Raw genomic sequence first — 23,606 nt, forward strand, 5'->3', positions numbered from 1 at the left:
GACCAAGTGTGCAGGAGCGCGGATCGCTGCCGCGTCAGCCGCGCCGCTCGCCTCCCCGTCCCCTCTGCCATCCCCCATCGACGCGCCGGACCACGCCCTCGAGCTCGAGCAGCCCGAGTACCGCACCGACTCGCTCGGGTGCGAGCCCCGACCTTCGCGACAACTCGAGAACGGCTCGCGCAGCGCGACCGCTCATGGCGTCGAGCACACGAGACACGTCGGGATCCGTCCCTCGACCGGTCGGCGACCCCGGCGGCACGTCGCCCCAGAGCTCGCGTATCTCAGCACTCGTGGTGACGCATCGTGCGTCGTACTCGCGCAGGAGCCGATGGCAGCCGGCCGACGATGCGGAGGTCACCGGCCCGGGCACCGCGCCGAGCGGTCGCCCCAGTGCAGCTGCGTGGCCAGCGGTGTTCAGCGATCCGCTTCGCCATCCTGCCTCCACGATCACGGTCGCGTCGCTCACCGCAGCGATGAGTCTGTTGCGCGACAGGAATCGCCACTTCGTCGGCGCGGTGCCGCACGGGACCTCGCTCACCACGGCGCCGGTCTCGACGATTCGTCGAAGAAGCTGCAGATGACCCTGGGGGTACGCCCGATCGACCCCACCGGCGAGGAACGCGATCGTCCTTCCGCCCACGCCCAGGGCGGCACGGTGAGCTGCACCGTCGATGCCGTACGCTCCCCCGGACACGACGACCGCGCCGCCCGTTGCCAACTCACCGGCGAAGTCGCCCGCAAGCATCTCGCCGTATCCGCTTGCGGCGCGGGCACCGACGATCGCGACTCTGGGCGCCGCGCTCAGGAGTCCCGGGTCTCCGCGCACCCAGAGCACGGCGGGCGCGTGCACTCCGAGGTCGTCGAGAGAAGTCGGCCAGTGCGCGTCCCCCGGAAGCAGAAGGCGGGCTCCGACGTCCCCGGCGCCGCGCAGCGCATCGGCCACGCTGCGCGCGTCGGCTCGGGTCTTCCACCGAGCACGTCCCTCGGCGAGTGCCCGGCTGCTGACCTCTGAGCCCGACGCTTTCCCGGTGCCCAATGCGAACCGGAGCGCGTCCGAAGCACCGAGCTCTCCGATGAGCGTCCCAGCCACGCCGTCGCCCGGCTCGGTGAAGACCGACCACGACACCCGAGCGAGGGCCTCCTCCACATCTCCGGAGGGCCTGACCTGCTCGAGCGACTCCTGGACCCCGGCGTCACCGGCGAGCGAATCGATCATGATGCGTATCCCCTCTTCAGAAACAGCGCCTGGCCCACCTCGTCGCGTCCCGGCCTGTCGGCTCCGGCGAGATCGGCCATGGTCCATGCCAGCCGGTGGACGGTGCTTTAGCATTACTGACATGAGAGCAGGAATCTATCTTCGGCAATCCCTGGACGTCGCCGAGGGCATCGAGCGTCAGCGAGACCGGTGCGCCGCGATGGTTCATGCTCGCGGGTGGGACGTCGTCCGGGAGTACCGGGATAACGACACGTCCGCATCGAAGGCGCGGGGGCGATCGACGGGGTGGGCGCAGATGCTCGCCGACGCGTCCGACGGCGTGATCGACGTTGCCGTGGCAGTCAACCTCGACCGACTGCTGCGCACCCAGACCGACCTCTCAGCCCTGATCGAGACCGGTGTGGCCGTCACCACCCTCGAAGGTGAACTCGACCTCACGAGCGCGTCAGGCGAGATGCAAGCCTCCGTGCTGACCGCCATGGCGAGGTTCGAGGTCCGCAGAAAGTCAGAGCGCCAGATCCGAGCGAACGAATCGCGGGCCCGCAGCGGACAATGGGTCGGCGGGCGTCGGCCGTTCGGCTTCGAGGCCGACGGCATCACGGTTCGCGAGCCCGAGGCTGATGCCGTGCGTGAAGGTTTTCGAGACCTTCTGCTGGGAACGTCGCTCGCGGCGATCGCGCGCAGATGGAACCAGCAGGGCTTCGTGACTGGACAGGCCCGTCAGGCCCGATCCGGCCATGCGGGCGAACCTTCGCCATGGCGCGCCGACGCCGTCCGGGCCGTCCTGATGAACCCGCGCTACGCCGGTCGAGTGCGCTACAAGGGCGAGACGCTATCCGCACCCGCTAAGTGGCCGGCGCTGATCGACGCGGCCACCTTCGAAGCCGTACAGGCGGTGCTGCAGAATCCGGCCCGGCGGTCTGCGGGTCGCGCACCGACACATCTGCTCACCGGCATTGCCCTCTGTGGCGTATGCGGCGCGACGGCCCACGCTGGCGGAAACGCTCGCCAAGGCGTCCGCGCATATCGATGCTCGGCGAGCAGCGGCCACTTCGCCCGACGCGCGGAGCCCGTCGAGGAGTATGTGACCACGGTCATCCTCGCGCGCCTCGCTCGAGACGACGCTCGCGAGCTGCTCCAGCGCTCCCCTGGCCTCGACACGGAAGACATGCGCCTTGAAGCAGTTGGCGTCCGTGCACGCCTCGACGCGCTCGCCGTGGACTTCGCAGACGGCGCTCTGACGGCGTCGCAACTGCGCGCGGCGACAGAGCGGCTGCGCAACCGTCTGAACGAGCTCGAAACGCGGCTCGCCGACGCGGGGCGCGTAGACGTACTCGGCGACGTCGTCGGCGCGCCAGACGTCGCCGCTGCATGGGCGTCGCTGACGCTCGAGCGACGCCGCGCGATCATCGCAACGCTCATGACGGTCACGCTGCACCCTCCAGGCCGCGGAACGAGGACGTTCCGGCCAGAGACGGTCGGTATCGACTGGGCCCGTTGAAGCTTCCCGGCGCCCGCCGGGATGAAGGTGGCCCCCGCCGAGTAGCAGCTCGACGAGGGCCTGAGATCAAGTCACAGGAGGACTCGATCATGGTCAAATCTAGCGCCCCTTACGCCGATTACACGGTTCGCGTCGGCGATGTGCTCCCGGTCGACGTGTACTACGACGAGGGCCTCGCCGGCGAGCCGCTGCGCGTGCACCACCGTGTGTCACGCACCCCGTCGCGACGAGAGTTCGTGATCCGCCCGCTGCGCGGCGCAACCGCCGCTGACCGCGCAGAGCTCGCGCACGAGCTGCGAGACATTCGTCGAGTGTTCCGCAGATGCGAACTGGCGCGCGCGACGAATCGAGTCTGGAACCGCGCGGGTCGCTTCTGGCTGTTCACTATCTACCTCGGAACACGGATCGAAGATCCGCTCGTGCAGCTCGAGCTGGAGATGATGATCGACATCGAGTACGAGAGCCGCCACGAGCGGGCCGCCTGAGCACACCACCGATAGAAACGCCCGGTGACGCCACCTGTGAGGTACTTGCAAATGCGTCACCGGGCGTTAAGCTGTACCCGTTGAGGAGCGCTGAACCGGAGTCAGACCGGAAGCGACATTCGAACCTCAGTCAGTAGCAGGCAAGCCAGGAATCGGCACCCGTTCGCAATCGCGTGGGCTCGGCAGGAATCTGACCCGACCAGCTCCCACGGAAGCCGCGAACGATCAACCGATCGTTCCTGGAGCTTCCGTTGCCTACCACCATCACCACCACCACATGGGGTACCGTCCCCGAGGCGGCCGCTCAACTGCGTGTCGACCCCCGCACCATCCGCCGGCAGATCGCCGCAGGCAAGATCCGCGCCGTGCAGCTCGGCAAGATTTACCGCGTCGACATGGACAGCCTCGAGCCCGACACCGACCCGATCGCCGCCCACGTCGCCGCCATCGTTGCCGACGCTCCCCCGCTCACACCCGAACAGCGCGACAAGATCGCCGCAATCCTCCGCGGCGGCGCCGCATGAACGGTGCAAGGAACTACGCACCCGAACCGCGCACCGCGATCACCAGCCCGGGTGCGCAGTTTCGCTCGGGTGCGGAGTCGTGGCGCAGTTCAAAAACGCGACCGCGCACCCACTTCTACCCCGAAATCATGCGGCAGAACCAACCTGGGTGCGCAGTGGTGCTCAGTTTTTCCAGTTGGCACAGCTCTTTGATTAAGCAACTAGGAGACCTAGCTATACGCGCGCAGGGAACGCTGAACTGTGGATCCGTGCAAACTCCGCACCCGTACGCCACGAACCCCGCCCCCAAACTGCGCCCCGCCAGCGCACCAGCGGGGCGCGGTTTACACACCCGGGGCGCAGTTGGGGCGCAGTTCAAAACGCCCACCCCGCCCCGCTCTACCCGCAGGATCACGCGGAGAAACACCCTTGGGGGCGCAGTGGGGCGCAGTTTTCCCAATTGGCACAGCTCTTTGACTAAGCAACTAAGGGACCTGGTTATACGCGCGCAGGGAACACTCAGCACCAGCTCCCCGCAAACCGCGCCCCCGAGCTCCGCAAACTGCGCCCTGAAACCCCGCCCTGTCCACCCAAGCAGCAGGGCGCAGTTCGGAACACAGGGCGCAGTTAGGGCGCAGTTGATGACAGCATCCGGACCCTCCGACTCCCCTGATATTCCGGGGATGCACACCTCACAGGGCGCAGTAGGGCGCAGTTATCTCAATCGTCACAGCTCTATGACTAGTAAGCATGTTGCCGGGCTATACGCGCGCAGGGCACGCCTGACCTCCAAACCACCCAAACTGCGCCCTGCCGACACCCCGCCCCCCTCGAAAAATCCGGCATTGACGATGGGGGCGGACCACAGCCCCGGGGAGTGGTCCTCTCTCCCTGGCCCATTCCGGGCCCCCCATCGCGCGCGCATGCGAGAAAGTGCGTCATGACGGACACTCGGAACCACGCGAAGATCGCCGCGGGCCTACGCCGCCGCGCTCAGGCAGCCGAAGCGGACCTCACGCGGTTGCGATCGGCCGTCGACGAGCAGAACCGAATGCTGCTCGGCATAGTGCTCCGCGATGTGCTCGCCGATCCCGCGGACTTCGCTCGATTCGTCGACGTCGGTCGCCTGTACGGGGACGACGGCGCGCTGATCTGGGCCGACGTGTGGGCGCAGCTCGAGCAGCTTCTCGCGGCGCGGCCGTATCTCGCCGCGCCGCCGAGCGACACTCCCCGCCCGCGGGGACGAGGCGCGCTATCGTGGTTCTCGACGGGAGCGTGATCGGCCGTGCAGGTCGCTCGCTTCGACGGTCAGAAGTCTCCTGGTTGGAGAACACGCGGACGGGCTGGGGCCGCGCGTGAACGCCTCCACTTTTGGGAGCAACCATGACCCGTCCATACAACCCGCTTCGCCGCAACCCGCGCGCGAGCCTCCCCTCCGCTGACGAACTGGACCGCAAGCACTCCGCCGCCGTCCGATTCATCAACGCGGTCTCCGACCGCCTAGGCGTCGCAGCATCCGCAGAGCCCCAGCAGGTGCTCGCCGCGTTCGACGCGCAGAGCGCCACTCGCGCACAGGCGCCGGCGTCCCTCGCCGCCCGTGCCGGCTGGGCCGCCCCCGCCACCGAGACTCCGCGCCCCGCCGCCCCCGCCCAGGCCGCCGTCAACGCGCTCGCCGCAAAGGCCGGCTGGGCCGCGCCCGGGAAGGCCTGACCATGGCGATCAACACCTACCTGCACGGACAGGCCAAGTATCGAGTGCTCGCGCCATGCGTCGTCGTCGATCTCGTCGGCGGCGGCCAGAAGTACGTCTACCGCAACGGCTACCTCCCGGCGAGCACCCGCCCGACCGTCGTGGAGCACCTGCTCGAGCAGCGTTCGATCGAGACTGTGGAGGACAACGCATGAACTGGCACCTAATCCGCGCATTCGCGGAACGCTGCAACGCCTTCGGCATCGCGGTCCCCGAGCCCATCGCCCGCGGCCTGCACCTGGTCGACGTCGCCGACGCACACGCCGCGACGCCGGCCGGCCGTGTGCTCGACCTCACCGACGACGAGCTCCGCGACCGCGTCACCGACATCTCGATCCGCCTCCACGACCGCGACGGCATCGGCTCGAACCGGGGCATGGCGCCGGGAGTGCGCGCCGTGCACGAAGCGCTGCGCCGCGAGGTCATCAGGGACACGGTGCCGCTGCTCGAGGCGATCATCATCGAGCTGCAGCCGCGGTTCGACGAGGCGATCGCGCCGCTCGTCGACGCCGCGCAGCGGTTCGGGATCTCCTACGACACGACGTCTGACGCCGTGATCGACCAGGATGACGGCATGATCGCCGCGTTCCGCGCGGCGAAGAAATCGTGGTTCGCAGTGCAGCCCATCGCGACATTCCGCATCCTCATGTCTACGGCGTTCGGGCTCGAGCCGACGGGCGGGCTCAGCAAGGACTTCTCCGTGCTGTTCGCCGCCGGCGACAACTGGGGGCAGGGCGGTAAGTACTACCTCGAGGGCAAGACCCAGTCGCACCTCGACTGGTTCGCCCTAGTCGCCGGCGGGTTGCGCCTGAACGGTATCAGCGACGTGCACACCAAGATCCAGAACCGGCGAGCACGGCCGATCGCACCGACCGTCGAACCGGATGCGGAGCTGATCTTCCCGGAGGATCCGTTCTTCGGGCCCTTGCCCTCGTACCCGAGTTGACATGACTCTCGCGCGCGCTGCCCGCCCGCCGTCCTTTCCGGTTGGGGCCTGCGCGTGCGACGTCTCAGGATCTGCCACACCTCGCATCGAACGCGGGGCGCTTGAGACACACCGACGGGGCCGACGCTGGGCGGGGTCGGCCCCTCACTCACACCAGATGACATGCGGCCGCGCTCTGAAGAGCCGCACTGCGGAAGGACTCCGATGGCAAAGCTGACAGTCGCTGACCTCGAGGTCCTGTTCACGGCGAACACCGAGAAGGTGGAGAAGGCCGAGAAGCAGATCGTCGCGATCGGCAAGAAGATCGAGTCGAAGCCGCTGAAGATCGACGCCGACACCAAGGGTGTGCTCGGCAGCATGGACCGCGTCGAAGGTGCGGCGAAGAAGCTCGTTTCCGAGCGCGCCGTGCTGAAGCTCGACGCGGACGTGTCCCGTGCCGAGAAGAACCTCGGCCGCGCGATCGACAGGCTCGAGGATCTGCACATTCGCGCCGAGGGCGGCATCGACGTCACTGCCGACGTGAAGCGCGCCGAGTCATCCATCCAGCGATTTGAGCGCCAGCTGGACGCGCTCAAGCGCGCCCGCAACGTCGTCGACGTCGAGGTTGAGGTCGAGGAGCAGAAGGCAGAGGGCAACCTCAAGCGGTTCCTCTCGATGTTCAAGCAGCGCACCGCCGAAGCAGGTGACGCCGGCGGCCGCTCTCTCACCGAAGGACTGGACGCCGCAACCCGCGGCGCCGGGCAGAAGGTCGGCGACGTCGTCGGTGGCGACATCGAAGACACGCTCATCGACGCGCTGACCGCGATCCCCGTCGCGGGAGGAATCATCATCGCCGGCGTCGCGATCGGCAAGGCCATCACTGGGGCGATCGAGGACGGGTTGGCCGTCGAGAAGAACACCGACCGCCTGCAGGGTCTCACCGGTATCAGCGAGGCCGACGCTCTCCGTCTGAGCCGCGCAGCCGGCGAGGCCTACGCGAACAACTTCGGCGACTCCATCGAATCGAACATGGACACCGCGCGTCTCGCGCTGCAGTTCCGCATCCTCGACCCGTCGGCCACCACGCGCGACGCGCAGCTGGTCGTCCAGGGCCTCGCGGGAATCGCTGACGTTCTCGAGGCAGACGTCCGCCCCACCGCTCAGGCCGTCACCCAGCTGCTCAGCACCGGCCTGGCGAAGAACGCCCAGGCCGCGTACGACCTGATCGCGGCTGGCGCGCGCAACGGACTGAACCGGAACGAGGACCTGCTCGACACGCTCACCGAATACCCGGCGCTGTTCAAGCGCCTCGGTCTTTCCGGTGAGGATGCCCTCGGCCTGATCAACCAGGGCATGCAGGCTGGCGCGCGCAACAGCGACCTCGCCGCGGATGCGCTGAAAGAGTTCCAGATCCGCGCGTCAGAGGACCTTCCGAACGCGACACTCGGCTTTGAGATTCTGGGCATGAGTGTCGAAGATTCGATGAACAAGGTCGCCGCGGGCGGGGCAACCGCTCGTGAGACGCTGGCCGAGACGCTCAATCGCCTCAGCGAGATGGAGCCCGGCGTCGACCGGACCCGCGCCGCGATGGCGCTGTTCGGATCGCAGGCGGAAGACCTCGGCGATTCGCTCTTCGCGATGGACTTGGACACCGCCGTGCAGCAGCTCGGCCAGGTTCAGGGTGCCGCGCAGAAGATGTTCGACACACTCGCATCCAACGATGCATCGAAGATCGAGCAGGCGCAGCGCAACATCGAGGTCGCGGCCGACGGCATCAAGGGCGCGCTCGCCAGCGTATTCGCCGAGCCGCTCGGTGATTTCGCCGACTGGGTATCCCAGAACCGGGGACCGATCCTGCAGTTCTTCCAGGACCTCGTGAACGGCGCGATCGACTTCGGTATCTCCGCGACGGAGTCTTTCGGGAGCTTCGTGTCCGGTCCGCTCGCCGAGATGGTCGAGGGTGTCGCGGGCATCGTCGACTTCTTCAACGGAGCCGAGGGGCGGCCGAAAGAGCTCGACGATCTTGCCGAAGGCATGCGCGGGTTCGAATCGACGACGGATGCGGCGGTCACGAAGCTCGAGGAGATGCGCGGTCAGTTCAACGATTTCACGGACCCGCTTGTGGCACTCGGCTATGTGAACGACGCAGCACTGCAGACAGCCGACGCTGTATCGAAAGTTGGTATCGCGGCCGCCGATGGTGCCACGCTGATCAGCAACTTCGCGGTCGCGCAGGACGGTTCCGTTCGCGCGAGCGGTGAGCTGAAGGCGCAGCTGGATGCATCGGCCGCGGCGCTGCTCGTCGAGTACGACGCGGCGATCGCCGCGGGGGAGTCTCAGGACAATCTGCAGGGTCGCTACTACGCCACCCGCGATGCGCTCCTCGCGCAGCTGACCGCGATGGGGCTGACGCAGGAGCAGGCGCAAGCGCTGATCGATACGGTTCTCCGGACGCCGGAACAAGCGATCACGACGTACTCATCGAACGCGGCAGCTGAGGCGGCGATCGTCGACAACCTGACCCAGAAGGTCATTCAGTTGCCGGACGGTTCCTTCGCGATCGTCGCAACCGGAGTGCAGACTGTCGAGACCCAGCTGCAGCAGCTCACGCGTCCGCGCTCGGTGCAGATCCTCGCGCAGTACGACTTCGGCAGAGGGACCGCAGCGCCTGTCGGTGTCGGCACCGTGCTGGAGCGCGCCAGCGGTGGGCCGATCACCGGGCCCGGTGGCCCCCGCGAAGACCTGGTGCCTGTCATGGCCTCCAACGGTGAGCACATGCTCACCGCACAGGAAGTACAGGCGATGGGCGGTCACGGAGGCGTCTATCGGCTGCGGCGCGCCATCCTCGACGGTGCTCTGCACCTCGCCGACGGTGGCCCGGTCGCTGCGCCCTCCGACGATACATGGGCCGTCCGGGACACTCGGGCAAGCTCGGTCGCTGCGCCCGTCGCATCTGGGCGAGACATCGAACCCTTGGGCCTTGTGAGCGAGCTTCGCGCGCTTCGTGGCGACGTCCAGTCCCTGCAAGCCGCGCTCGGTCGACCGAACGTCTCGTTCGTCAACCCCGTGTCGAAGGACGCTAAGTCCGATGCGTGGGAAGCCGCGCAGATCCTCGACGTGTGATGAACGTTGACATCACGCCCCTCGTTCGCCAGGAGTTCATGCAACTCATGGATGTCACGACGGTGGATCAGGCGCTCAGGTGGGTGCTCCGTAACTCGTGGCGGGCGCGAAAGCGCGAGCAGCACGTGATGTTGATGGTCGTCGATGCCGCTGCCGACACGCTGCGCGACGGCTCAGAGTTCTACCGGCTCGAGTACCACCCGGAAGCATCGCAGGCGAGCGTGCTGCGCGGGCGCATGGTCACTGCGGCCGCGAACCGTGACCAACTGACTGTGGACGCGCTCGTGCAGGTTTGGGCGCAGTGGGATCGCTCGCTGCGCCGCGACGTTCTTGTTGAGCTCGTCGGAACGCTCATCGGCGGTCGCCTTACTTGAGCAGGACGTGAAGCCGCTAGTCTCGCGGCATGCCACCGATCCATCCCGCTCTCTCGATGCAGCAGAGCTTCGCGCTCATAGCCGAGGCTCAGTCCGTGCAGAACCTCATGCGCGACGCTGTCGCCGCGATCGGTGATCTGAGGGAGCCGACTATTCATCATGACGCGATCTTCACCCTTGGAAGCATCGGTGTGGAGAAGCTCGCCAAGATCATGCTCGGATCCGCTGAGGTCGAGGCGAACGGCGCCTGGCCCACGAAAGACACCATGAAGGCATGGGGCCACGACACTGAGGGCCTGGTGGAGAAGCTGTTCGCCACGGCGGAAGCGAATCAGCCGGCGGCCGTCGCGACCGGCTATGTCGCGACGCTGATCGCGCGTATCCGCGAGAGCACGATGCTGCCATTACTGTTCGCCACACTCTCCAGGTATGGCCGCTCCGGCCGGTTCCACTACCTCGACGTACTCGCGACCGACAGCCGCGGCAAGTTCGACCCCCCGGCCGACTACTGGCGAACGCTCGAGCGAGAAGCCGTCGCATCGCTTGGCGGCTACCCGGGAGGGACGCCGGAAGAGTTCGAGCGGTTCCTCGTCAGAGTGAGCGCGGCGATCGCCGACGAGCTCAACGTCTGGTGGTTCGTGATGCACCGGCTCGGCGTGCAGGGATGCTTCGGCGAGCTCGGGAAGAGCTTGGGCTGGCAGATCTGGGAGTTCGGTCGTTCGGACCCGCTCCGACGGTGAGTCTCACGCGGCGGCGGCCGACGCCACCGCGGCGAGCTCCCGCCACGTCATCCCCGCCCAGAATCCAACCGTAGGCCGCTGCGCGATCGCGAACGCTCGGCACTGCTCGAGCACCGGGCACACGGCGCAGATCGCGGCGAGCCGTTGCTCCTCGTCGGCGGCGAGGCGGTCAGCAGTGAACGCGTCGACGCCGCGGCAGCGGGTGGGAGCGTGCCGAGTAGCCTTCATCAGCTGCACGTACTCGTCGCGGCCTGCCAAGGGCTTCATGTGGTCGAGCGGCTCGTGGAACGGCGCGGGCGCGGGCCAGGGATCGGCGGTTTCCTCGTCGACGAGGTCCCGCTCAGGTTTCTGTACCGGCACCCGCTTGGGCGCGCGTACGGGCGCCACGTAGGGCATGCCGGCGGCCTCGAGGCGCTTCCGCACCCGGTGCTGGTGCGCAGGGTTGTTGTCCATGGCGTCGCGCCACCAGGCGAGCAGCACGTCCTCGCGTACTACCCGCGTGCGCTGGCCCTCGATGGTCTGCCAGCCCATCACCATGCCGTCACTTCCCCAATGGCGTACCGTCCGCTCAGACGACCTCACTCGGGCCGCAGCCTGCTTGTACGTCAACCACTGTTCCTCGACCATGACCGCGAGACTGACACGAGGCTCCGGTCTACTGCGCCCACGGCGCGGCGAGTCGCTTCCGGCGCGACAAACGTAAATGTCCACTCTTGTGCAGCCGCAGCACCCTGTCGTAGCCGCGCAGTGTGAGCGTTCCCCGCTCGAGAGCCCGGTCCAGCGGGGCCCGAGCATCAGCCGGGATCCGCAGATCGAGCTGTCTCAGCCGAGCACCGGGCACTTCGCTGTTGCGAAGCCATGGAGTTCCTCTCCACCGCGTGGCAGCTCGCTCCCGCGCCTCGACGACAGTCGCGCGAGCGATCTCGCTCGTCATTCCAGTACGGCCTCCGAGCATCGCCTGAGAGGCAGACACCCGAGACACGTGCAGTTCGATATCTATGCGGTCACGTAACGGGCCCGAGAGCCTCGTCGAGTACCTCCGGATCGCCAACGACGGGCACGTGCACTCCGCCCCGCGCACCCCGTAATTGCCGCACGGACAGGGATTGAGCGCCACCAGCAACTGAAACCTTGCAGGGAAGAGCGCCGTGATCCCCGATCTGCTCACTTCGATCACCCCCGACTCGAGCGGTTGTCGCAGCGCGTCGAGCGCCACTCTCGAAAACTCCGCCGCTTCGTCGAGGAAGAGCACGCCTCTGTGCGCCCGAGAGATGGCACCGGGGCGGACAGACCGCGTTCCACCTCCGACGAGCGCCGCGACGGATGCACTGTGGTGCGGCGACTCCAGCGGCGGCAGCACGTCGAGAGCCAGGACCGACTCCCCCGAGAGGGAGCGGATCGACGCCACCTCGAGCGCTTCATCTTCGGTGAGGCTAGGAAGAATGCCGGGCAGCCTTCTAGCGAGCATCGTCTTTCCTGCCCCCGGCGGCCCGCTGAGAAGCATGTGGTGACCGCCCGCCGCGGCGACGATCAGCGCACGCACTGCGCCCTCCTGCCCCACGACGTCGGCGAGGTCCAACTCCTCGGCACGCTCGCGAGCGACCGCTGCAGCCGCGACCGGATCTGCATCGAGCACGTCGACCTCTGCGCCGTGCCACACCGCCACCTGCGAGAGGCTCGCTGCGGGGCGCACCTCGATTCCTGGCACGAGCCTCGCCTCCGCCTCATTGCCCCAGGGCACGATCACGGTGTCGAACCCCGCGCGTGCGGCAGCGAACACGGACGGCAGCACTCCGGGAACGGGCCGGAGCCGACCGTCGAGCCCGAGCTCCCCGAGATGCACCACGCGAGCGATGGACCGGCTCGACAGTGCTCCGCCGGCCGCCAGCGCAGCGACAGCGATGCCGAGGTCGAAGCCCGCTCCCTGCTTGGGGAGGCTCGCGGGTGAGAGGTTCACCGTAAGCCGACGACGCGGAAGATCGAGCGCGGTGTTCTTGCACGCGTTGTGCACCCGCTGAACCGCTTCGCCGAGTGACTTGTCCGGCAGCCCGATGATCTTGAAGTCGGGTGTCTGGTTGGAGATGTCCGCTTCGACCTCGACCATGTGCCCATCGACCCCGGTCAGCGCGACCGCCCAGGTGCGCGCCGTCTTCACGATACGTCCACGAGGTGTTCGAGAGTGCTGTGCTCCGGATCCGCGCCGATGATCCCGATCGCCTCGATCCGAATCATGAGCCCACGGGCCAGGTCAGGATGATCGGCGACCCACGCCTGTGCCAGCTGCCACAGCCGGCGGATCTTGCGTGGGTCCACCGCTTCGAAGGGGTGCCCGTGCGCGATCGTCCGTCGTGTCTTGACCTCTACGACCGCCAGATGGCGACCGCGGCAGGCGACGATGTCGATCTCTCCCTGCGTACATCGCCAGTTGCGGTCGAGCACTACATACCCGATACCGGTCAGGTACCGAACCGCCTGTTCTTCACCCGATCTACCGAGCTCGTCTTTCGCTGCCATGGGGACAGCCTGTCGATCGACCCTGCCGAGCAGAGCACCGCAAGGGTCGTTCCTCCGGCCCTTCTGGACAGGTCGTCAGGAACCCGAACCGTGCAGAAGAGGTCACTCTCCGTCGAGCGACAGCTCCTGGGGCAGTTCGAACTCGCGGCGCTGCAGCTCTTCGACGTTGACGTCCTTGAACGTCAGCACCCGCACGGCCTTCACGAAGCGGTCGGCGCGGTAGATGTCCCACACCCAGACGTCACTCATCGAGATCTCGAAGTAGAAGTCGTGCTCGGTGTCGCGCCGCACGACGTTCACCTCATTGGCAAGGTAGAACCGCCGCTCGGTCTCGACCACATACTGGAACTGTGCGACGACGTCGCGATATTCGCGGAACAGCGCGAGCTCGAGCTCGCGGTCGTAGTCGTCGAAGGCTTCCTCATCCATGATGTGTCCATCCTACGAGGCCCCGGCGCGGCCCGCGCACGCGCGCGCCTCAGGACCGCGCGCACCTCAAGGGATCGCGGCGGCTCTACTCCTCGCCGCGGAGGCGTCCGATCGTCGTACCCGATTCGTCGAGAACGATGAGTTCGTCCCCGTCACGCGTGACCGCTCGAGCATCGAGGAGCCAGGTGTCGTCATGGGGACACAGCACCTCGGTCACGTTGCCGAGAGTGATCGTCACGCCGTCCTGCTCTCCCATCCAGGTGCCCCCGACGGTGTTGCATCCGTCGTACCCTGTCGATGTGCCGTCCTCCTCGAGCATCAGGTACACGTGGCTGTCGCCCTGCGCTTTCCACATACCCAAAGGCACGTCCGCGGTCGCAATCGATGCCACGGGCGACTGTGCGGGAGTTGCCGCTGGAGGATCGGTGTCGGTCGGGCTGGAAGTGCCCCCCGTGCACGCGGTCAGCCAGAGCACGAGGAGAAGGGACCCGACTGCCCACGTCTTACGAAAACGGACTTCTTTGTCCACGGTCACCTCTCCATGCGGTCACGGGATTGTGTTCCCGGCGGAATCGAGCACCAAGTTGACTCGTGTCTTGTTCAGAGCATTGTTTACGAGGCTGAAGGCTGAAGGCCGCCAGCTCCGACGAGCAAAGCTAGCGCAGCGATCGTCCCGATCAGACCTCTTCTGCTCATGTGGTCCCCCACTTTCGTCAACGCACCATTGCGTCGAGACAGGGCCTTTCTACCATGTGACGTCACTCCGGGCAGTATTTTACACTGATGCCCCGAAACTCCTACGGACCACATATCAGAACAGCGTCGGGACATCTGCGATCGCCCAGGATGATCGGTGGTGCGGGGAGAGCCCGAGGCTCCTGATCGCATCACGATGCTCGAGGCTCGCGTACCCTTTGTTCCTGTCCCATTGGTACGCGGGGTGACCCTCGTGAAGCTCAGCTATGTACGTGTCGCGTGCCACCTTCGCGATCACCGATGCCGCCGAGACCGACGCGCAGTCGCGGTCGCCCTTGACGACGGGCCGGACTCGCAGGGGAACCGGATGCACGGGCGAGACGTAGTCGTGATTGCCGTCGAGCAGCACGAGAGCTCCCTCGAGGTCCACTCCCGAGTCCACCACGCTCTGCACAGCGCGCGACGCCGCGAGCCCGAGCGCACGCATGATGCCCACCGCGTCGACCTCGGCCGCACTCGCCCAGCCGACGCCCGACGCCTGCACCCATGCCGCGGCCCTCGCAGCGACATCGGGTCGACGTCGCTCGGTGACGAGCTTCGAATCCCGAAGTCCTTCCGGGACGCGGCGGCGCACGCCGGCGGCATCCATCACTGCAGCTCCGACCGCCACCGGTCCGGCAAGCGCGCCGCGTCCGACCTCATCGAGAGAGATGATGAGATCGCACTCGCTCAGCAGCCTGCGCTCCAGAGTGAGCTTCGGAGCGACGACGGTCATTCGGGATCCGGGACGCCGTTGAAACTGTCGTGGTGGCCGTCGATCGTGCCCAAACGGTCGAACGGCCAAGTGGTGAAGAACGCCTTGCCGACGACGTTCTCGATCGGCACGAAGCCACCGCTCGGAAGATCCTGGTGCGCCCGGGAGTCGCGCGAACGATCGCGATTGTCTCCCAACAGCCAGAGGGATCCCTCCGGCACGACCACGTCGAAGGGTTCGTTCGAAGCAGCGGTGTCACCATCCGGCAGGTTCAGATAGCCGAGCTCGTCGATGGGTGCGCCGTTGACCGTGATCTGACCGAGCGCATTGCAGCAGACGACGTGGTCGCCCGGCAGCCCGATCACCCGCTTGACGAGGTGATCCTGAGAGTCCGTAGCCGAGATGCCGATGACGTTGAGCATCCAGTCGACGGCTTCGATGAGGGGAGGCTGAGCCGGAGTCTGCGGCTGTCCGTCGAGCCACCCGCCCGGATCTTTGAAGACGACCACATCGCCGCGTTCGTAGTCGTTCCACCGGGGCGTCAGCTCATCGACGAGGATGCGATCGTTGACCATCAGGGTGCGTTCCATGGAGGCCGACGGAATGTAGAAGGAGCGGACGACGAAGGTCTTGACGACGAAGGAGACGAGCGCGGCGATCACGACGATCACGAGGACGTCTCGCAAGAAGACGAGGAAACCGCGACGCCGCTTCGTCGGTGGAGTGGACGCGGCGGCGGGGTCAGTCGTCATGAGGGTTCCTTCACAGTCTCGCACCGCACGGAGGCGGCATCATCAAGGGTCGCACACCCCGGGGAGAACACAGCACCCCGGGACATCGTGTCCCGGGGTGCTGTGGAGAACCTGCGCGTCAGTTGTCGCGCTTCTCCTTGATCTTCGCCTTCTTGCCCCGCAGCTGGCGGAGGTAGTAGAGCTTCGCGCGACGCACGTCGCCGCGGGTGACGACCTCGATGTGGTCGATCACCGGGGAGTGCACCGGGAACGTACGCTCGACGCCCACCTGGAAGCTGATCTTGCGAACGGTGAAGGTCTCGCGCACACCGTCGCCCTGGCGGCCGATGACGACGCCCTTGAAGACCTGGATGCGCGAGCGGGTGCCCTCGGTGATGTTCACGTGCACGTTGACCGTGTCACCGGGGTTGAAGACGGGAACGTCTGTGCGCAGCGATGCTGCGTCGACGGCGTCGAGGATCTGCATGATCGTCTCTCTCTGCACTCGCCTCAGGTCGGTTGCATGATGTAAGTAGGAACAAGAAGAGGTGTGTGCTGAACGGAGCCGAAGCGTCCGTGGGCTCCCCTGAGGCAGAGCCGGTCACGGCACAAACATTCATTCTGCCATGGATGCTACGCACGGCCAAAACGCCGTGCGCCGCGTCGTCACTCCCGAGAGTCCTGCTCGCGAACGATGATGACCTCGTGCGCGCGGGTCTCTGGAGCCGGCTCGTCGACGCCGGGCACGGACGACCATGCGATGGTCTCGCGGATCCGCGCTCCACTGCCCTTCGCCTCGTTCCACAGCTGCCAGAGCTGCAGCCAGAACAGGCCGATTCCGACCACCACCGCCGCCGCGAGCAGCCAGCCGAATGCGCCGTCGATGAAGCATCCGACGGCGATCGTCAACCCGTGCCAGAGCGTGAAGCCGGCGACGTCCCACCAGGAGACCGCCCGCTCGACACGCACCGACGGACGGGAGCGGGTCAGGAGCGTGAGGAGCAGCTGACCGATGAAGACCGAGGGCACGGCGATGAACAGCACCCACAGGATCGCCCACCCGCCCTGGAAGATGCCCCACCCCACGAGCAGCCAGAGCGGCAGCAGGAACGCGGCCGGAATCAGCCACCGGAAGAACGCCTGACGCAACCACATGTCTCAAATCGTACGACGAGGCGCTCGGCATCGTCCCGGTGTTCGCTGTGAGCGCGCGGTCTCGACGCGGACGCCAGCATCCCGCAGATCGGGGAGAATGGAGTGGACGAGAGGACACCCGATGATCGAACTGCGCACCCCCGCCGAGATCGACGAGATGCGCGCCGCCGGTCGCTTCGTAGCTGAGACCCTGGCAACCCTGCGCGACGAGACGAAGGTCGGCACGAATCTGCTGTCGATCGATGGTCGAGCGCACGACCTGATCCGCAAGGCCGGAGCGGAATCGTGCTATATCGACTACCACCCGTCCTTCGGTGCCAGCCCGTTCGGCAAGGTGATCTGCACGTCGATCAACGACGCGGTGCTGCACGGGCTCCCCCATGACTACACGCTCCGCGACGGCGACCTGGTCTCCCTCGACTTCGCGGTGTCTGTGGACGGCTGGGTCGCGGACTCGGCTCTCTCGTTCATCGTGGGCACCCCACGCGAGGAGGACCTGCGCATCATCGACACGACCGAGCGCGCACTCGAGGCGGCGATCGATGCAGCGGTCGTCGGCAACCGAATCGGCGACATCTCGGCCGCCATCGCTGCGGTGTCACACGGTGAGGGATACTCGATCAACACCGATTTCGGCGGACACGGCGTAGGGCGCATCATGCACGGTGACCCGCACGTTCCCAACGACGGTAGGGCCGGGCGCGGATTCCCTCTGCGCGAGGGTCTCGTGTTCGCCCTCGAGCCGTGGCTGCTCGAGACGACAGACGAACTCGTGACCGATCCTGACGGCTGGACCCTTCGGAGCGTCGACGGATCCAGAGGCGCTCATTCAGAGCACACCGTCGCAGTGACGGCGGATGGCCCCGTCATCCTCACCGACAGGTCGTTCCTCGGCGTCCGCTGACCCTCGCCGCCCGGCTGGTGGTCTTCATGCGCGGCGGTAGATGAACACATCCGTGACGATCGGCAGGTCGTACTCGTCACGGTCGCGGGTCTCGGGATCCGAATCCAGCACCGCTTCGATGGCGGCGAACATCTCGGTGCGCGAGACCTCGTCCGCGACGAGGAACGTGCTCACGGTCGACCAGCGACCGAGGTATGCGTCGCGTCGAATCCGCTCCGTCGACTGGATCCGCTCGCGGCGCACGAAGTCGAAGCCGGGAAGCTCGTCTGCCGCGGCGTTCGTGACGACGTCTGCATCCGCGAGCGAGGGGTGCGCGATCCGGTGTGCCGCTCGATCCCACCCGCACGACGGATCGAAACGGTTCCAGACGAGACCGAGCGTTCCACCGGGTGTGAGCACTCGAGCGATCTCCGCGCACGCGGCCTCCTGGTCGAACCAGTGGAAGGCCTGCGCCACCGTCACGACATCAGCGACCTCCGACTCCACCGGTATCCGCTCGGCGCTGCCGAGGTGCGCCTCGACCTCCGGGAGCTTCGACCGCAGTATCTCGAGCATCGGCTCCGAAGGCTCGACCGCGATGACGCGCTGCGCTCGCCCCACGAGCAGTTCCGTGAACTTCCCCGTGCCTGCACCGAGATCGAGCGCCGTGAGCATGGTGGGAGACATCACCATGTCTGCGGCAGCCGCCGGGAAGCCCGGACGGTAGCGGTCGTAGTCCGCTCCGGTGAGAGTGAACGATTTCGCCAGCACATCGTCGACCATGCTGCGACGCTATCAGGCGGCCGCGATGTCGACCGTCCCGGGACGGCGAGGCTGTGCCATCCTGAGTGCATGATTCCGGAGGATCGCCACGTGCCAGATCATCTGTTCCTGGTTCGGCACGGGCAGACCCGATGGAATCTCGAGCACCGGCTGCAAGGACAGCTCGACTCGCCCCTGACCGCGGACGGCATCAGACAGGCGCAGAGTATCGCGGAGCGGGTCGTCGGCCGCGGCATCAGAACCGTATGCTCCAGCCCGCTGGGCCGTGCACGACAGACTGCGGTGATCATCGCCGATCGGATCGGCGCAGAACTCATCGAAGTCGCGGAGCTCGCTGAGCTCGATCACGGAGAGATGGCGGGCCTGACCTGGGATGAGATCGATCAGCGATTCCCCGGTGCGCGCGAAGACAGGGCGGCGAACCGGTACGGCTGGGCGTTTCCCGGAGGTGAGAGCTATGCCCAGGCGAGAGGACGGGCCCGCCGGGCGCTGTCATCATGCGGCTGGGCTTCCACGGGTGTTCCTCTGCTCGTCAGTCACGAGATGCTCGGCCGTCTGCTGCGAGCGGACCTCCGAGGCTTGGACGCCGCCTCTGCATTGTCGCTCAGGCACCCGCAGGACGTCGTGTTCGAGATCGACGGAGGAACCGAGCGGATGCTCTAGTCCTCGTCGTCCGGCAGCAGATCCCGGCGACGGCGACGCGTCCGCTCGATCTGCTGATCGCGACGCCAGGAGGCGATCACGGCATGATTACCGCTCAGCAGCACCTCGGGCACGGGCCGCTCTCGCCACACTGATGGCTTCGTGTATGACGGGTACTCCAGAAGCCCGTCTTCATGCGATTCCTCGACCAGGCTCTCCGGATTGCCCACGACGCCGGGGATCAGTCGACCGATAGCCTCGATCATCGCCATGGTCGCGACTTCTCCGCCGTTGAGCACGTAGTCGCCGAGACTGATGAGTCGCACTTCGCCGAGCGTCGCGGCGTACTCGAACACCCGCTCGTCGATGCCCTCGTAGCGACCGCATCCGAAGACGAGGTGATCTCGGGTGCTGAGATCGCGAGCCGTGGCCTGGGTGAAGACCTCGCCCGCGGGAGAAGGGAAGATGATGGTAGGCGGCCGACCCTCAGCGGAAGGAGCCGACGCGAGCTCGTCGAGCGCGAGCCCCCAGGGCTCCGGTTTCATCACCATCCCCGCTCCGCCCCCGTAGGGGGTGTCGTCCACGGTGCGGTGACGGTCAGAGGTCCAGTCCCGGAGGTCACGGACACGCAGGTCGAGAATGCCGGCGCTCTGCGCCTTACCCAGCAGCGAGAGCGTCAGGCCGTCGAAGTACGACGGGAATATCGAGAGGACGTCGATGCGCACGGGCAGACCGTACCCGTGGTCACTCGATGGCGTCGGAGTCCGGGGACTTCCCCGCCTCCGTCGCCTCGGGAGCTTCGGGAAGCTCTTCGAAGAGCCCGGCGGGCGGCGTCACGATGACGCGACCGGCGCTGACATCGACGGTCGGGACGATAGCCGCGACGAACGGGACCATGATGTCTTGATCGCCCGATCGGACGATCAGCAGGTCCTGCGCGGGGAAATGCTCCACCCGCGCGACCTTCCCGATGACGACGTCGTCACGGACCACGTCGAGACCGACGAGCTGGTGGTCGAACCACGCGTCGTCCTCGACCTCATCGTTGTCCTGATCGATCCAGAGGATCGCCCGGACGAGGGTCTCTGCGCCCTCGCGATCGTCGACGTCCTTGAAGAAGACGACGGGGTTGCCGTTCATCACCCGATACTCGCGAACGACGACAGTCTTGCCGTGCCACGGAGATGCCTCAGGCACCTGCAACGTGAACTCGGCCCCCGGAGTGAAACGCCGCTCGGGGTTGTCGGTGTAGAGCTCCAGCTTGAGAGCGCCCTTGAGGCCGTGTGCCTTGACAAGGCGCCCGACACGCAGCTGGTTCTTGCCCTGGTTGCGGTCTGTCGACACCACGTCAGTCATCCGCGACATCGACACGGACACGACGCCCGTCTGCAAGAGCGGAGATGAGCGTACGCAGTGCCTTCGCGGTGCGGCCGCCGCGCCCGATCACGCGTCCACGGTCATCGGGGTGCACGCGCACCTCGAGGAGATCGCCTCGCGGCGAGGTGGAAGCGTTGATGCGGACATCCTCGGGGTGATCGACGATCCCCTTGACGATGTGTTCGAGCGCGGCGGCGAGCACGACGAATTACTCGGCGTCGGCGGCGGGAGCCTCAGCGGCCTCCGCGTCGGCCTTGGCGGGAGCCTCGGTCTTCTTCTCGACCTTGGGCTTCACGACGGACTTCTTGGACGCGTCGATCTCGAACGGAACCTTGGGCTCCTTGACCTTGAGCGTGGACTTCGCGTCCTTGTCGCCCTTGAACTTGCCCCAGTCGCCCGTGATCTTGAGGAGCGCTGCGACCTGCTCGGTCGGCTGCGCACCGACGGAGAGCCAGTACTGTGCACGGTCGGAGTCGATCTCGATGAACGAGGGCTCCTCGGTGGGGTGGTACTTGCCGATCTCCTCGATCACGCGACCATCGCGCTTGGTCTTCGAGTCGGCGACGACGATGCGGTAGTACGGCGCACGGATCTTGCCCAGGCGCTTGAGACGAATCTTGACAGCCACGATTCTCCTGAATTGTGTGGAAGGTAACGAACCGATCGCCTGGAGAGTGGGGTGCACACCCGGCGGAAGCTCAAATAGGGAGGACGAGCGCTGGATAGAGGGTCGAGCACGTCGTCCGACCTTCTATTCTGCCAGATCCGGGGCCAAGGAGCGAAACGGGACGACACGGCGGTTGCCGTGTCGTCGACACCGCATGTCAGACTGTGCTCGTGAAGCTCGATTTCGCCTCATCGGCCCGGTCCACCGTAGGCCTCGAATGGGAGATCATGCTCGCCGATCCGGTGAGCGGTGATCTCGTCGGACGCGCACCCGACCTGCTGTCGGCGCTCGAGCATGAGAGCGCCGACGAACGCCATACGGTCACCGGTGAACTGCTCACCAACACGATCGAGGTCACCAGCGGAATCGGTGATTCGGTGGGACACGCGATCGACGACATCGCCAACGCGATCTCGGCCGTGCGCACGGCGACCGATCCGGCCGGAATCGAACTGCTCTCCGCAGGAAGTCATCCCTTCGCGCAGTGGTATCAGCAGGATGTGACCGACAAGACCCGATACCACACCCTGATCGAGCGCACCCAGTGGTGGGGGCGCAACATGATGATCTGGGGAATCCATGTGCACATCGGCATCGAGGACCAGCGCAAGGTCATCCCCATCATCAATGCCCTCGCGGCCTATCTCCCCCACCTGCAGGCGCTGGCCGCCTCGAGTCCGTTCTGGGCCGGGGAGCGCACCGGGTACGCGTCCAACCGGGCCCTCGTCTTCCAGCAGCTGCCCACTGCCGGACTCCCCTGGCCCCTGAGCGACTGGGCCGAGTATGAGGCGTACCTCGACGACATGGTGCGCACCGGTGTGATGGCAGATGCCACCGAGGTCCGCTGGGACATCCGCCCGGCTCCGCGATGGGGAACGATCGAAGTACGGGCATGCGATGGTCTCTCGACCCTGCCGGAGCTCGCAGCGGTGGCCGCGCTCGTGCAGGTCTTGGTCGAGCACCTCTCCCGGCAGCTCGACGAAGGTCGCACCCTCGCGCAGATGCCGGCCTGGTATCACCGCGAGAACAAGTGGCGCGCGGCTCGCTACGGCCTCGACGCCCGAGTGATCGTGGACTCAGCGGGAGCCCAGCGCCCTGTGCGGGACCACCTGTCCGAGGTGCTCGAGGAGCTCGCGCCCATCGCGGTCGAACTCGGCTGCGGACGGGAGTTCGGCAGCGTCGAGACGATACTCACGAACGGCGCGAGCTACGAACGGCAGCTGACGATCGCGAACGCCACGGGCGGCGACCTCGGCGCTGTCGTGCAGCACCTCATCCGGGAGTTCCGTTCGGGCCCCGAATCGTCGACCGACGAGCCGTAGGGTCAGTCCTCCACGAGGCGCCGCGCCAGCCCCTCATCGAGAACCACATCCGTGATGAGCTCGGCGGCGATCGCGGCGCGAAGGCTCGCGAGCTTCGGCACTCCCGAGACGACGCACACGCGCCTCGGCACGCGTCGCAGCCGGTCGAGGCCGGGGCCGGTGGCGCGGGCGTTCACGCGGATGTCCCTCCACGAGCCGTCTGCGCGGAAGAACACCGTCGCCACATCGCCGATCGCGTGGTCCTCGCGGAGGCTTCGGTAGTCGTCGCGACCGAGGTACCCCCCGACGTACACACGGCTGGGCACCTCCGCGGCCGGCGAGCCGAGGCTGAACACCGCTATGTCCATCTTCGACTGGAGGTCGAGCACTCGCCGTGTGCTCCGCTCGCGCCACATGGCCTCGCGCGTCGAGGGGTCGTCGAAGAACGCCGGCACAGGGAACTGCTGCACTTGAGCGCCGAACGCGCTGCCGAACCGCTGCAGGATGTCGCTCGAGTACTCGACGCCACTCGTCTGCGTGTTGCCCGCGCCGTTCAGCTGCACGAAAGTCGTGTTGTGGGTCTCCTTCTGAGTGAGACCCCGGCTCACAGCGCTGATCGTCGACCCCCATGCGACACCCACGATCATGTTGGAGTCGACGAACTGCGACAGCAGTCGCCCCGCCGTCAGCGCCACACGCTCGAGGCGTTCGACCTCGCTGACGATCTCGGGAATGGGTACGACGTGCGCGACCAGGCGGTATCTGTCTCTGATGCGCTGCTCGAGCATCCCCAATCGCTCCAGAGGAGAATTGATGCGGATGTCGACGAGTCCGCTCTCTCGAGCGAAGCTGAGCAGACGTGACACAGAGGATCGCGAGGTCTTCAGCTCCTGCGCGATCACCTCCATCGTCTTGTCCTGCATGTAGTAGAGCTGCGCTGCGGTGAGCGCGGCGATCAACTTCGAGTCACGGGATCCCGCGTCAGGCTGGGTCATGAGGACCTCCTCGGCTCGATCTTTGCACATATGTGCAGCAGGCTTGCGCGCAGTGGCCACATG

At 66.6% G+C, this 23,606-nt stretch carries 30 protein-coding genes; 13 read left to right on the forward strand and 17 right to left on the reverse strand.

Going from position 1 to position 23,606, the window contains the following annotated elements; translation table 11 throughout:
• Positions 1-34: 34 nt before the first annotated feature.
• Positions 35-1,216, reverse strand: a complete 1,182-nt coding sequence (gene dprA / locus ACIOU8_RS03100) for a DNA-processing protein DprA (protein ID WP_400785678.1) — start codon at positions 1,214-1,216, stop codon at positions 35-37.
• On the reverse strand, positions 1,213-1,296 hold the full coding sequence (locus ACIOU8_RS03105) for a hypothetical protein (RefSeq protein WP_400786871.1): 84 nt from the start codon (positions 1,294-1,296) through the stop codon (positions 1,213-1,215). Before ACIOU8_RS03105 ends, dprA begins: the two co-directional genes overlap by 4 nt.
• Positions 1,297-1,337: 41 nt before the next feature.
• Here ACIOU8_RS03105 and ACIOU8_RS03110 point away from each other — a divergent pair, with 41 nt between their 5' ends.
• The 10 genes from ACIOU8_RS03110 (at position 1,338) to ACIOU8_RS03155 (ending at position 10,616) form a co-directional block, all read left to right on the forward strand.
• Positions 1,338-2,717, forward strand: a complete 1,380-nt coding sequence (locus ACIOU8_RS03110; RefSeq protein ID WP_400785680.1) for a recombinase family protein — start codon at positions 1,338-1,340, stop codon at positions 2,715-2,717.
• An 89-nt stretch (positions 2,718-2,806) separates the two neighbouring features.
• Positions 2,807-3,202 carry a hypothetical protein gene (locus ACIOU8_RS03115; RefSeq protein WP_400785682.1) on the forward strand — a complete coding sequence of 132 codons (396 nt, stop codon included), beginning with the start codon at positions 2,807-2,809 and terminating at the stop codon, positions 3,200-3,202.
• A 251-nt stretch (positions 3,203-3,453) separates the two neighbouring features.
• Positions 3,454-3,726, forward strand: a complete 273-nt coding sequence (locus ACIOU8_RS03120; protein ID WP_400785684.1) for a helix-turn-helix domain-containing protein — start codon at positions 3,454-3,456, stop codon at positions 3,724-3,726.
• Positions 3,727-4,645: 919 nt separating this feature from the next.
• Positions 4,646-4,984, forward strand: a complete 339-nt coding sequence (locus ACIOU8_RS03125; protein ID WP_400785686.1) for a hypothetical protein — start codon at positions 4,646-4,648, stop codon at positions 4,982-4,984.
• 104 nt (positions 4,985-5,088) lie between these two features.
• Positions 5,089-5,415 carry a hypothetical protein gene (locus ACIOU8_RS03130; protein WP_400785688.1) on the forward strand — a complete coding sequence of 109 codons (327 nt, stop codon included), beginning with the start codon at positions 5,089-5,091 and terminating at the stop codon, positions 5,413-5,415.
• 2 nt (positions 5,416-5,417) lie between these two features.
• Positions 5,418-5,609: a hypothetical protein gene (locus ACIOU8_RS03135; RefSeq protein WP_400785690.1), complete on the forward strand. Its 192-nt coding sequence runs from the start codon at positions 5,418-5,420 to the stop codon at positions 5,607-5,609.
• Complete coding sequence (locus ACIOU8_RS03140) at positions 5,606-6,400, forward strand: hypothetical protein (RefSeq protein WP_400785692.1); 795 nt, start codon at positions 5,606-5,608, stop codon at positions 6,398-6,400. Before ACIOU8_RS03135 ends, ACIOU8_RS03140 begins: the two co-directional genes overlap by 4 nt.
• A 204-nt stretch (positions 6,401-6,604) precedes the next feature.
• Positions 6,605-9,502: a phage tail tape measure protein gene (locus ACIOU8_RS03145; protein ID WP_400785694.1), complete on the forward strand. Its 2,898-nt coding sequence runs from the start codon at positions 6,605-6,607 to the stop codon at positions 9,500-9,502.
• A complete protein-coding gene (locus ACIOU8_RS03150) occupies positions 9,502-9,876 on the forward strand; it encodes a hypothetical protein (RefSeq protein ID WP_400785696.1) in 375 nt (124 codons plus the stop codon). Before ACIOU8_RS03145 ends, ACIOU8_RS03150 begins: the two co-directional genes overlap by 1 nt.
• A 29-nt stretch (positions 9,877-9,905) precedes the next feature.
• Positions 9,906-10,616, forward strand: a complete 711-nt coding sequence (locus tag ACIOU8_RS03155; RefSeq protein WP_400785698.1) for a hypothetical protein — start codon at positions 9,906-9,908, stop codon at positions 10,614-10,616.
• Positions 10,617-10,619: 3 nt separating this feature from the next.
• Here the strand turns inward: ACIOU8_RS03155 and ACIOU8_RS03160 are convergent, their stop codons facing one another.
• From ACIOU8_RS03160 to ACIOU8_RS03200, 9 genes are all read right to left on the reverse strand, one after another.
• Positions 10,620-11,243 (reverse strand): WhiB family transcriptional regulator, encoded by a 624-nt coding sequence (locus ACIOU8_RS03160; protein ID WP_400785700.1) that lies wholly within the window; start codon positions 11,241-11,243, stop codon positions 10,620-10,622.
• 28 nt (positions 11,244-11,271) lie between these two features.
• Positions 11,272-12,771: a YifB family Mg chelatase-like AAA ATPase gene (locus ACIOU8_RS03165; RefSeq protein ID WP_400785702.1), complete on the reverse strand. Its 1,500-nt coding sequence runs from the start codon at positions 12,769-12,771 to the stop codon at positions 11,272-11,274.
• Positions 12,768-13,130: a YraN family protein gene (locus ACIOU8_RS03170; protein ID WP_400785704.1), complete on the reverse strand. Its 363-nt coding sequence runs from the start codon at positions 13,128-13,130 to the stop codon at positions 12,768-12,770. Before ACIOU8_RS03170 ends, ACIOU8_RS03165 begins: the two co-directional genes overlap by 4 nt.
• A 102-nt stretch (positions 13,131-13,232) precedes the next feature.
• Positions 13,233-13,559: a DUF2469 family protein gene (locus tag ACIOU8_RS03175; protein ID WP_042541663.1), complete on the reverse strand. Its 327-nt coding sequence runs from the start codon at positions 13,557-13,559 to the stop codon at positions 13,233-13,235.
• Between the two features lie 85 nt (positions 13,560-13,644).
• Positions 13,645-13,914, reverse strand: a complete 270-nt coding sequence (locus tag ACIOU8_RS03180; protein WP_400785706.1) for an META domain-containing protein — start codon at positions 13,912-13,914, stop codon at positions 13,645-13,647.
• A 456-nt stretch (positions 13,915-14,370) separates the two neighbouring features.
• Positions 14,371-15,030, reverse strand: a complete 660-nt coding sequence (locus ACIOU8_RS03185; RefSeq protein WP_400785708.1) for a ribonuclease HII — start codon at positions 15,028-15,030, stop codon at positions 14,371-14,373.
• Complete coding sequence (gene lepB / locus ACIOU8_RS03190) at positions 15,027-15,761, reverse strand: signal peptidase I (protein ID WP_400785710.1); 735 nt, start codon at positions 15,759-15,761, stop codon at positions 15,027-15,029. Before lepB ends, ACIOU8_RS03185 begins: the two co-directional genes overlap by 4 nt.
• Positions 15,762-15,879: 118 nt before the next feature.
• Entirely contained in the window at positions 15,880-16,227 is a 348-nt protein-coding gene (rplS, locus tag ACIOU8_RS03195) for a 50S ribosomal protein L19 (RefSeq protein WP_400785712.1), read from the reverse strand.
• 179 nt (positions 16,228-16,406) lie between these two features.
• Positions 16,407-16,895: an MFS transporter permease gene (locus tag ACIOU8_RS03200; RefSeq protein ID WP_400785714.1), complete on the reverse strand. Its 489-nt coding sequence runs from the start codon at positions 16,893-16,895 to the stop codon at positions 16,407-16,409.
• A gap of 121 nt (positions 16,896-17,016) precedes the next feature.
• Here ACIOU8_RS03200 and map point away from each other — a divergent pair, with 121 nt between their 5' ends.
• Complete coding sequence (map, locus tag ACIOU8_RS03205) at positions 17,017-17,799, forward strand: type I methionyl aminopeptidase (protein WP_400785716.1); 783 nt, start codon at positions 17,017-17,019, stop codon at positions 17,797-17,799.
• A gap of 24 nt (positions 17,800-17,823) precedes the next feature.
• On the opposite strand, the gene ACIOU8_RS03210 is transcribed toward map, so the two are convergent.
• The gene (locus ACIOU8_RS03210) at positions 17,824-18,561 is read right to left on the reverse strand and encodes a class I SAM-dependent methyltransferase (protein WP_400785718.1); all 738 of its coding nucleotides are present in this window, start codon (positions 18,559-18,561) and stop codon (positions 17,824-17,826) included.
• 90 nt (positions 18,562-18,651) lie between these two features.
• Here ACIOU8_RS03210 and ACIOU8_RS03215 point away from each other — a divergent pair, with 90 nt between their 5' ends.
• The gene (locus tag ACIOU8_RS03215) at positions 18,652-19,224 is read left to right on the forward strand and encodes a histidine phosphatase family protein (protein WP_400785720.1); all 573 of its coding nucleotides are present in this window, start codon (positions 18,652-18,654) and stop codon (positions 19,222-19,224) included.
• On the opposite strand, the gene trmD is transcribed toward ACIOU8_RS03215, so the two are convergent.
• From trmD to rpsP, 4 genes are read right to left on the reverse strand one after another with little or no spacing between them, the layout of a single operon-like run.
• The gene (trmD, locus tag ACIOU8_RS03220) at positions 19,221-19,928 is read right to left on the reverse strand and encodes a tRNA (guanosine(37)-N1)-methyltransferase TrmD (protein WP_400785722.1); all 708 of its coding nucleotides are present in this window, start codon (positions 19,926-19,928) and stop codon (positions 19,221-19,223) included. The genes ACIOU8_RS03215 and trmD overlap by 4 nt on opposite strands.
• A gap of 19 nt (positions 19,929-19,947) precedes the next feature.
• The gene (rimM, locus tag ACIOU8_RS03225; protein ID WP_400785724.1) at positions 19,948-20,559 is read right to left on the reverse strand and encodes a ribosome maturation factor RimM; all 612 of its coding nucleotides are present in this window, start codon (positions 20,557-20,559) and stop codon (positions 19,948-19,950) included.
• Positions 20,552-20,782, reverse strand: a complete 231-nt coding sequence (locus tag ACIOU8_RS03230; protein WP_042541671.1) for an RNA-binding protein — start codon at positions 20,780-20,782, stop codon at positions 20,552-20,554. Before ACIOU8_RS03230 ends, rimM begins: the two co-directional genes overlap by 8 nt.
• A 6-nt stretch (positions 20,783-20,788) precedes the next feature.
• Positions 20,789-21,208 carry a 30S ribosomal protein S16 gene (gene rpsP, locus ACIOU8_RS03235; protein ID WP_140036950.1) on the reverse strand — a complete coding sequence of 140 codons (420 nt, stop codon included), beginning with the start codon at positions 21,206-21,208 and terminating at the stop codon, positions 20,789-20,791.
• A gap of 209 nt (positions 21,209-21,417) precedes the next feature.
• Here rpsP and ACIOU8_RS03240 point away from each other — a divergent pair, with 209 nt between their 5' ends.
• The gene (locus ACIOU8_RS03240; RefSeq protein WP_400785727.1) at positions 21,418-22,569 is read left to right on the forward strand and encodes a glutamate--cysteine ligase; all 1,152 of its coding nucleotides are present in this window, start codon (positions 21,418-21,420) and stop codon (positions 22,567-22,569) included.
• Between the two features lie 2 nt (positions 22,570-22,571).
• Here the strand turns inward: ACIOU8_RS03240 and ACIOU8_RS03245 are convergent, their stop codons facing one another.
• Complete coding sequence (locus ACIOU8_RS03245; RefSeq protein WP_042541673.1) at positions 22,572-23,543, reverse strand: sugar-binding transcriptional regulator; 972 nt, start codon at positions 23,541-23,543, stop codon at positions 22,572-22,574.
• Positions 23,544-23,606: the final 63 nt, after the last annotated feature.

Source organism: Microbacterium sp. NPDC087589 (assembly GCF_044743635.1).
GTDB lineage: Bacteria > Actinomycetota > Actinomycetes > Actinomycetales > Microbacteriaceae > Microbacterium.

What these genes read in the sequence shown, in the direction of transcription:
- ACIOU8_RS03125 (WP_400785686.1), top strand. Translation starts at nt 4,646, where the DNA reads ATGACGGACACTCGGAACCACGCGAAGATCGCCGCGGGCCTACGCCGC.
- lepB (WP_400785710.1), bottom strand. Translation starts at nt 15,761, where the DNA reads ATGACGACTGACCCCGCCGCCGCGTCCACTCCACCGACGAAGCGGCGT.
- ACIOU8_RS03175 (WP_042541663.1), bottom strand. Translation starts at nt 13,559, where the DNA reads ATGGATGAGGAAGCCTTCGACGACTACGACCGCGAGCTCGAGCTCGCG.
- ACIOU8_RS03105 (WP_400786871.1), bottom strand. Translation starts at nt 1,296, where the DNA reads ATGGCCGATCTCGCCGGAGCCGACAGGCCGGGACGCGACGAGGTGGGC.
- rimM (WP_400785724.1), bottom strand. Translation starts at nt 20,559, where the DNA reads ATGACTGACGTGGTGTCGACAGACCGCAACCAGGGCAAGAACCAGCTG.
- ACIOU8_RS03110 (WP_400785680.1), top strand. Translation starts at nt 1,338, where the DNA reads ATGAGAGCAGGAATCTATCTTCGGCAATCCCTGGACGTCGCCGAGGGC.
- ACIOU8_RS03200 (WP_400785714.1), bottom strand. Translation starts at nt 16,895, where the DNA reads ATGTGGTTGCGTCAGGCGTTCTTCCGGTGGCTGATTCCGGCCGCGTTC.
- ACIOU8_RS03115 (WP_400785682.1), top strand. Translation starts at nt 2,807, where the DNA reads ATGGTCAAATCTAGCGCCCCTTACGCCGATTACACGGTTCGCGTCGGC.
- ACIOU8_RS03150 (WP_400785696.1), top strand. Translation starts at nt 9,502, where the DNA reads ATGAACGTTGACATCACGCCCCTCGTTCGCCAGGAGTTCATGCAACTC.
- ACIOU8_RS03130 (WP_400785688.1), top strand. Translation starts at nt 5,089, where the DNA reads ATGACCCGTCCATACAACCCGCTTCGCCGCAACCCGCGCGCGAGCCTC.
- ACIOU8_RS03170 (WP_400785704.1), bottom strand. Translation starts at nt 13,130, where the DNA reads ATGGCAGCGAAAGACGAGCTCGGTAGATCGGGTGAAGAACAGGCGGTT.
- ACIOU8_RS03135 (WP_400785690.1), top strand. Translation starts at nt 5,418, where the DNA reads ATGGCGATCAACACCTACCTGCACGGACAGGCCAAGTATCGAGTGCTC.
- ACIOU8_RS03180 (WP_400785706.1), bottom strand. Translation starts at nt 13,914, where the DNA reads ATGTGGAAAGCGCAGGGCGACAGCCACGTGTACCTGATGCTCGAGGAG.
- ACIOU8_RS03185 (WP_400785708.1), bottom strand. Translation starts at nt 15,030, where the DNA reads ATGACCGTCGTCGCTCCGAAGCTCACTCTGGAGCGCAGGCTGCTGAGC.
- dprA (WP_400785678.1), bottom strand. Translation starts at nt 1,216, where the DNA reads ATGATCGATTCGCTCGCCGGTGACGCCGGGGTCCAGGAGTCGCTCGAG.
- ACIOU8_RS03145 (WP_400785694.1), top strand. Translation starts at nt 6,605, where the DNA reads ATGGCAAAGCTGACAGTCGCTGACCTCGAGGTCCTGTTCACGGCGAAC.
- ACIOU8_RS03140 (WP_400785692.1), top strand. Translation starts at nt 5,606, where the DNA reads ATGAACTGGCACCTAATCCGCGCATTCGCGGAACGCTGCAACGCCTTC.
- map (WP_400785716.1), top strand. Translation starts at nt 17,017, where the DNA reads ATGATCGAACTGCGCACCCCCGCCGAGATCGACGAGATGCGCGCCGCC.
- rplS (WP_400785712.1), bottom strand. Translation starts at nt 16,227, where the DNA reads ATGCAGATCCTCGACGCCGTCGACGCAGCATCGCTGCGCACAGACGTT.
- ACIOU8_RS03210 (WP_400785718.1), bottom strand. Translation starts at nt 18,561, where the DNA reads ATGGTCGACGATGTGCTGGCGAAATCGTTCACTCTCACCGGAGCGGAC.
- ACIOU8_RS03160 (WP_400785700.1), bottom strand. Translation starts at nt 11,243, where the DNA reads ATGGTCGAGGAACAGTGGTTGACGTACAAGCAGGCTGCGGCCCGAGTG.
- ACIOU8_RS03245 (WP_042541673.1), bottom strand. Translation starts at nt 23,543, where the DNA reads ATGACCCAGCCTGACGCGGGATCCCGTGACTCGAAGTTGATCGCCGCG.
- ACIOU8_RS03155 (WP_400785698.1), top strand. Translation starts at nt 9,906, where the DNA reads ATGCCACCGATCCATCCCGCTCTCTCGATGCAGCAGAGCTTCGCGCTC.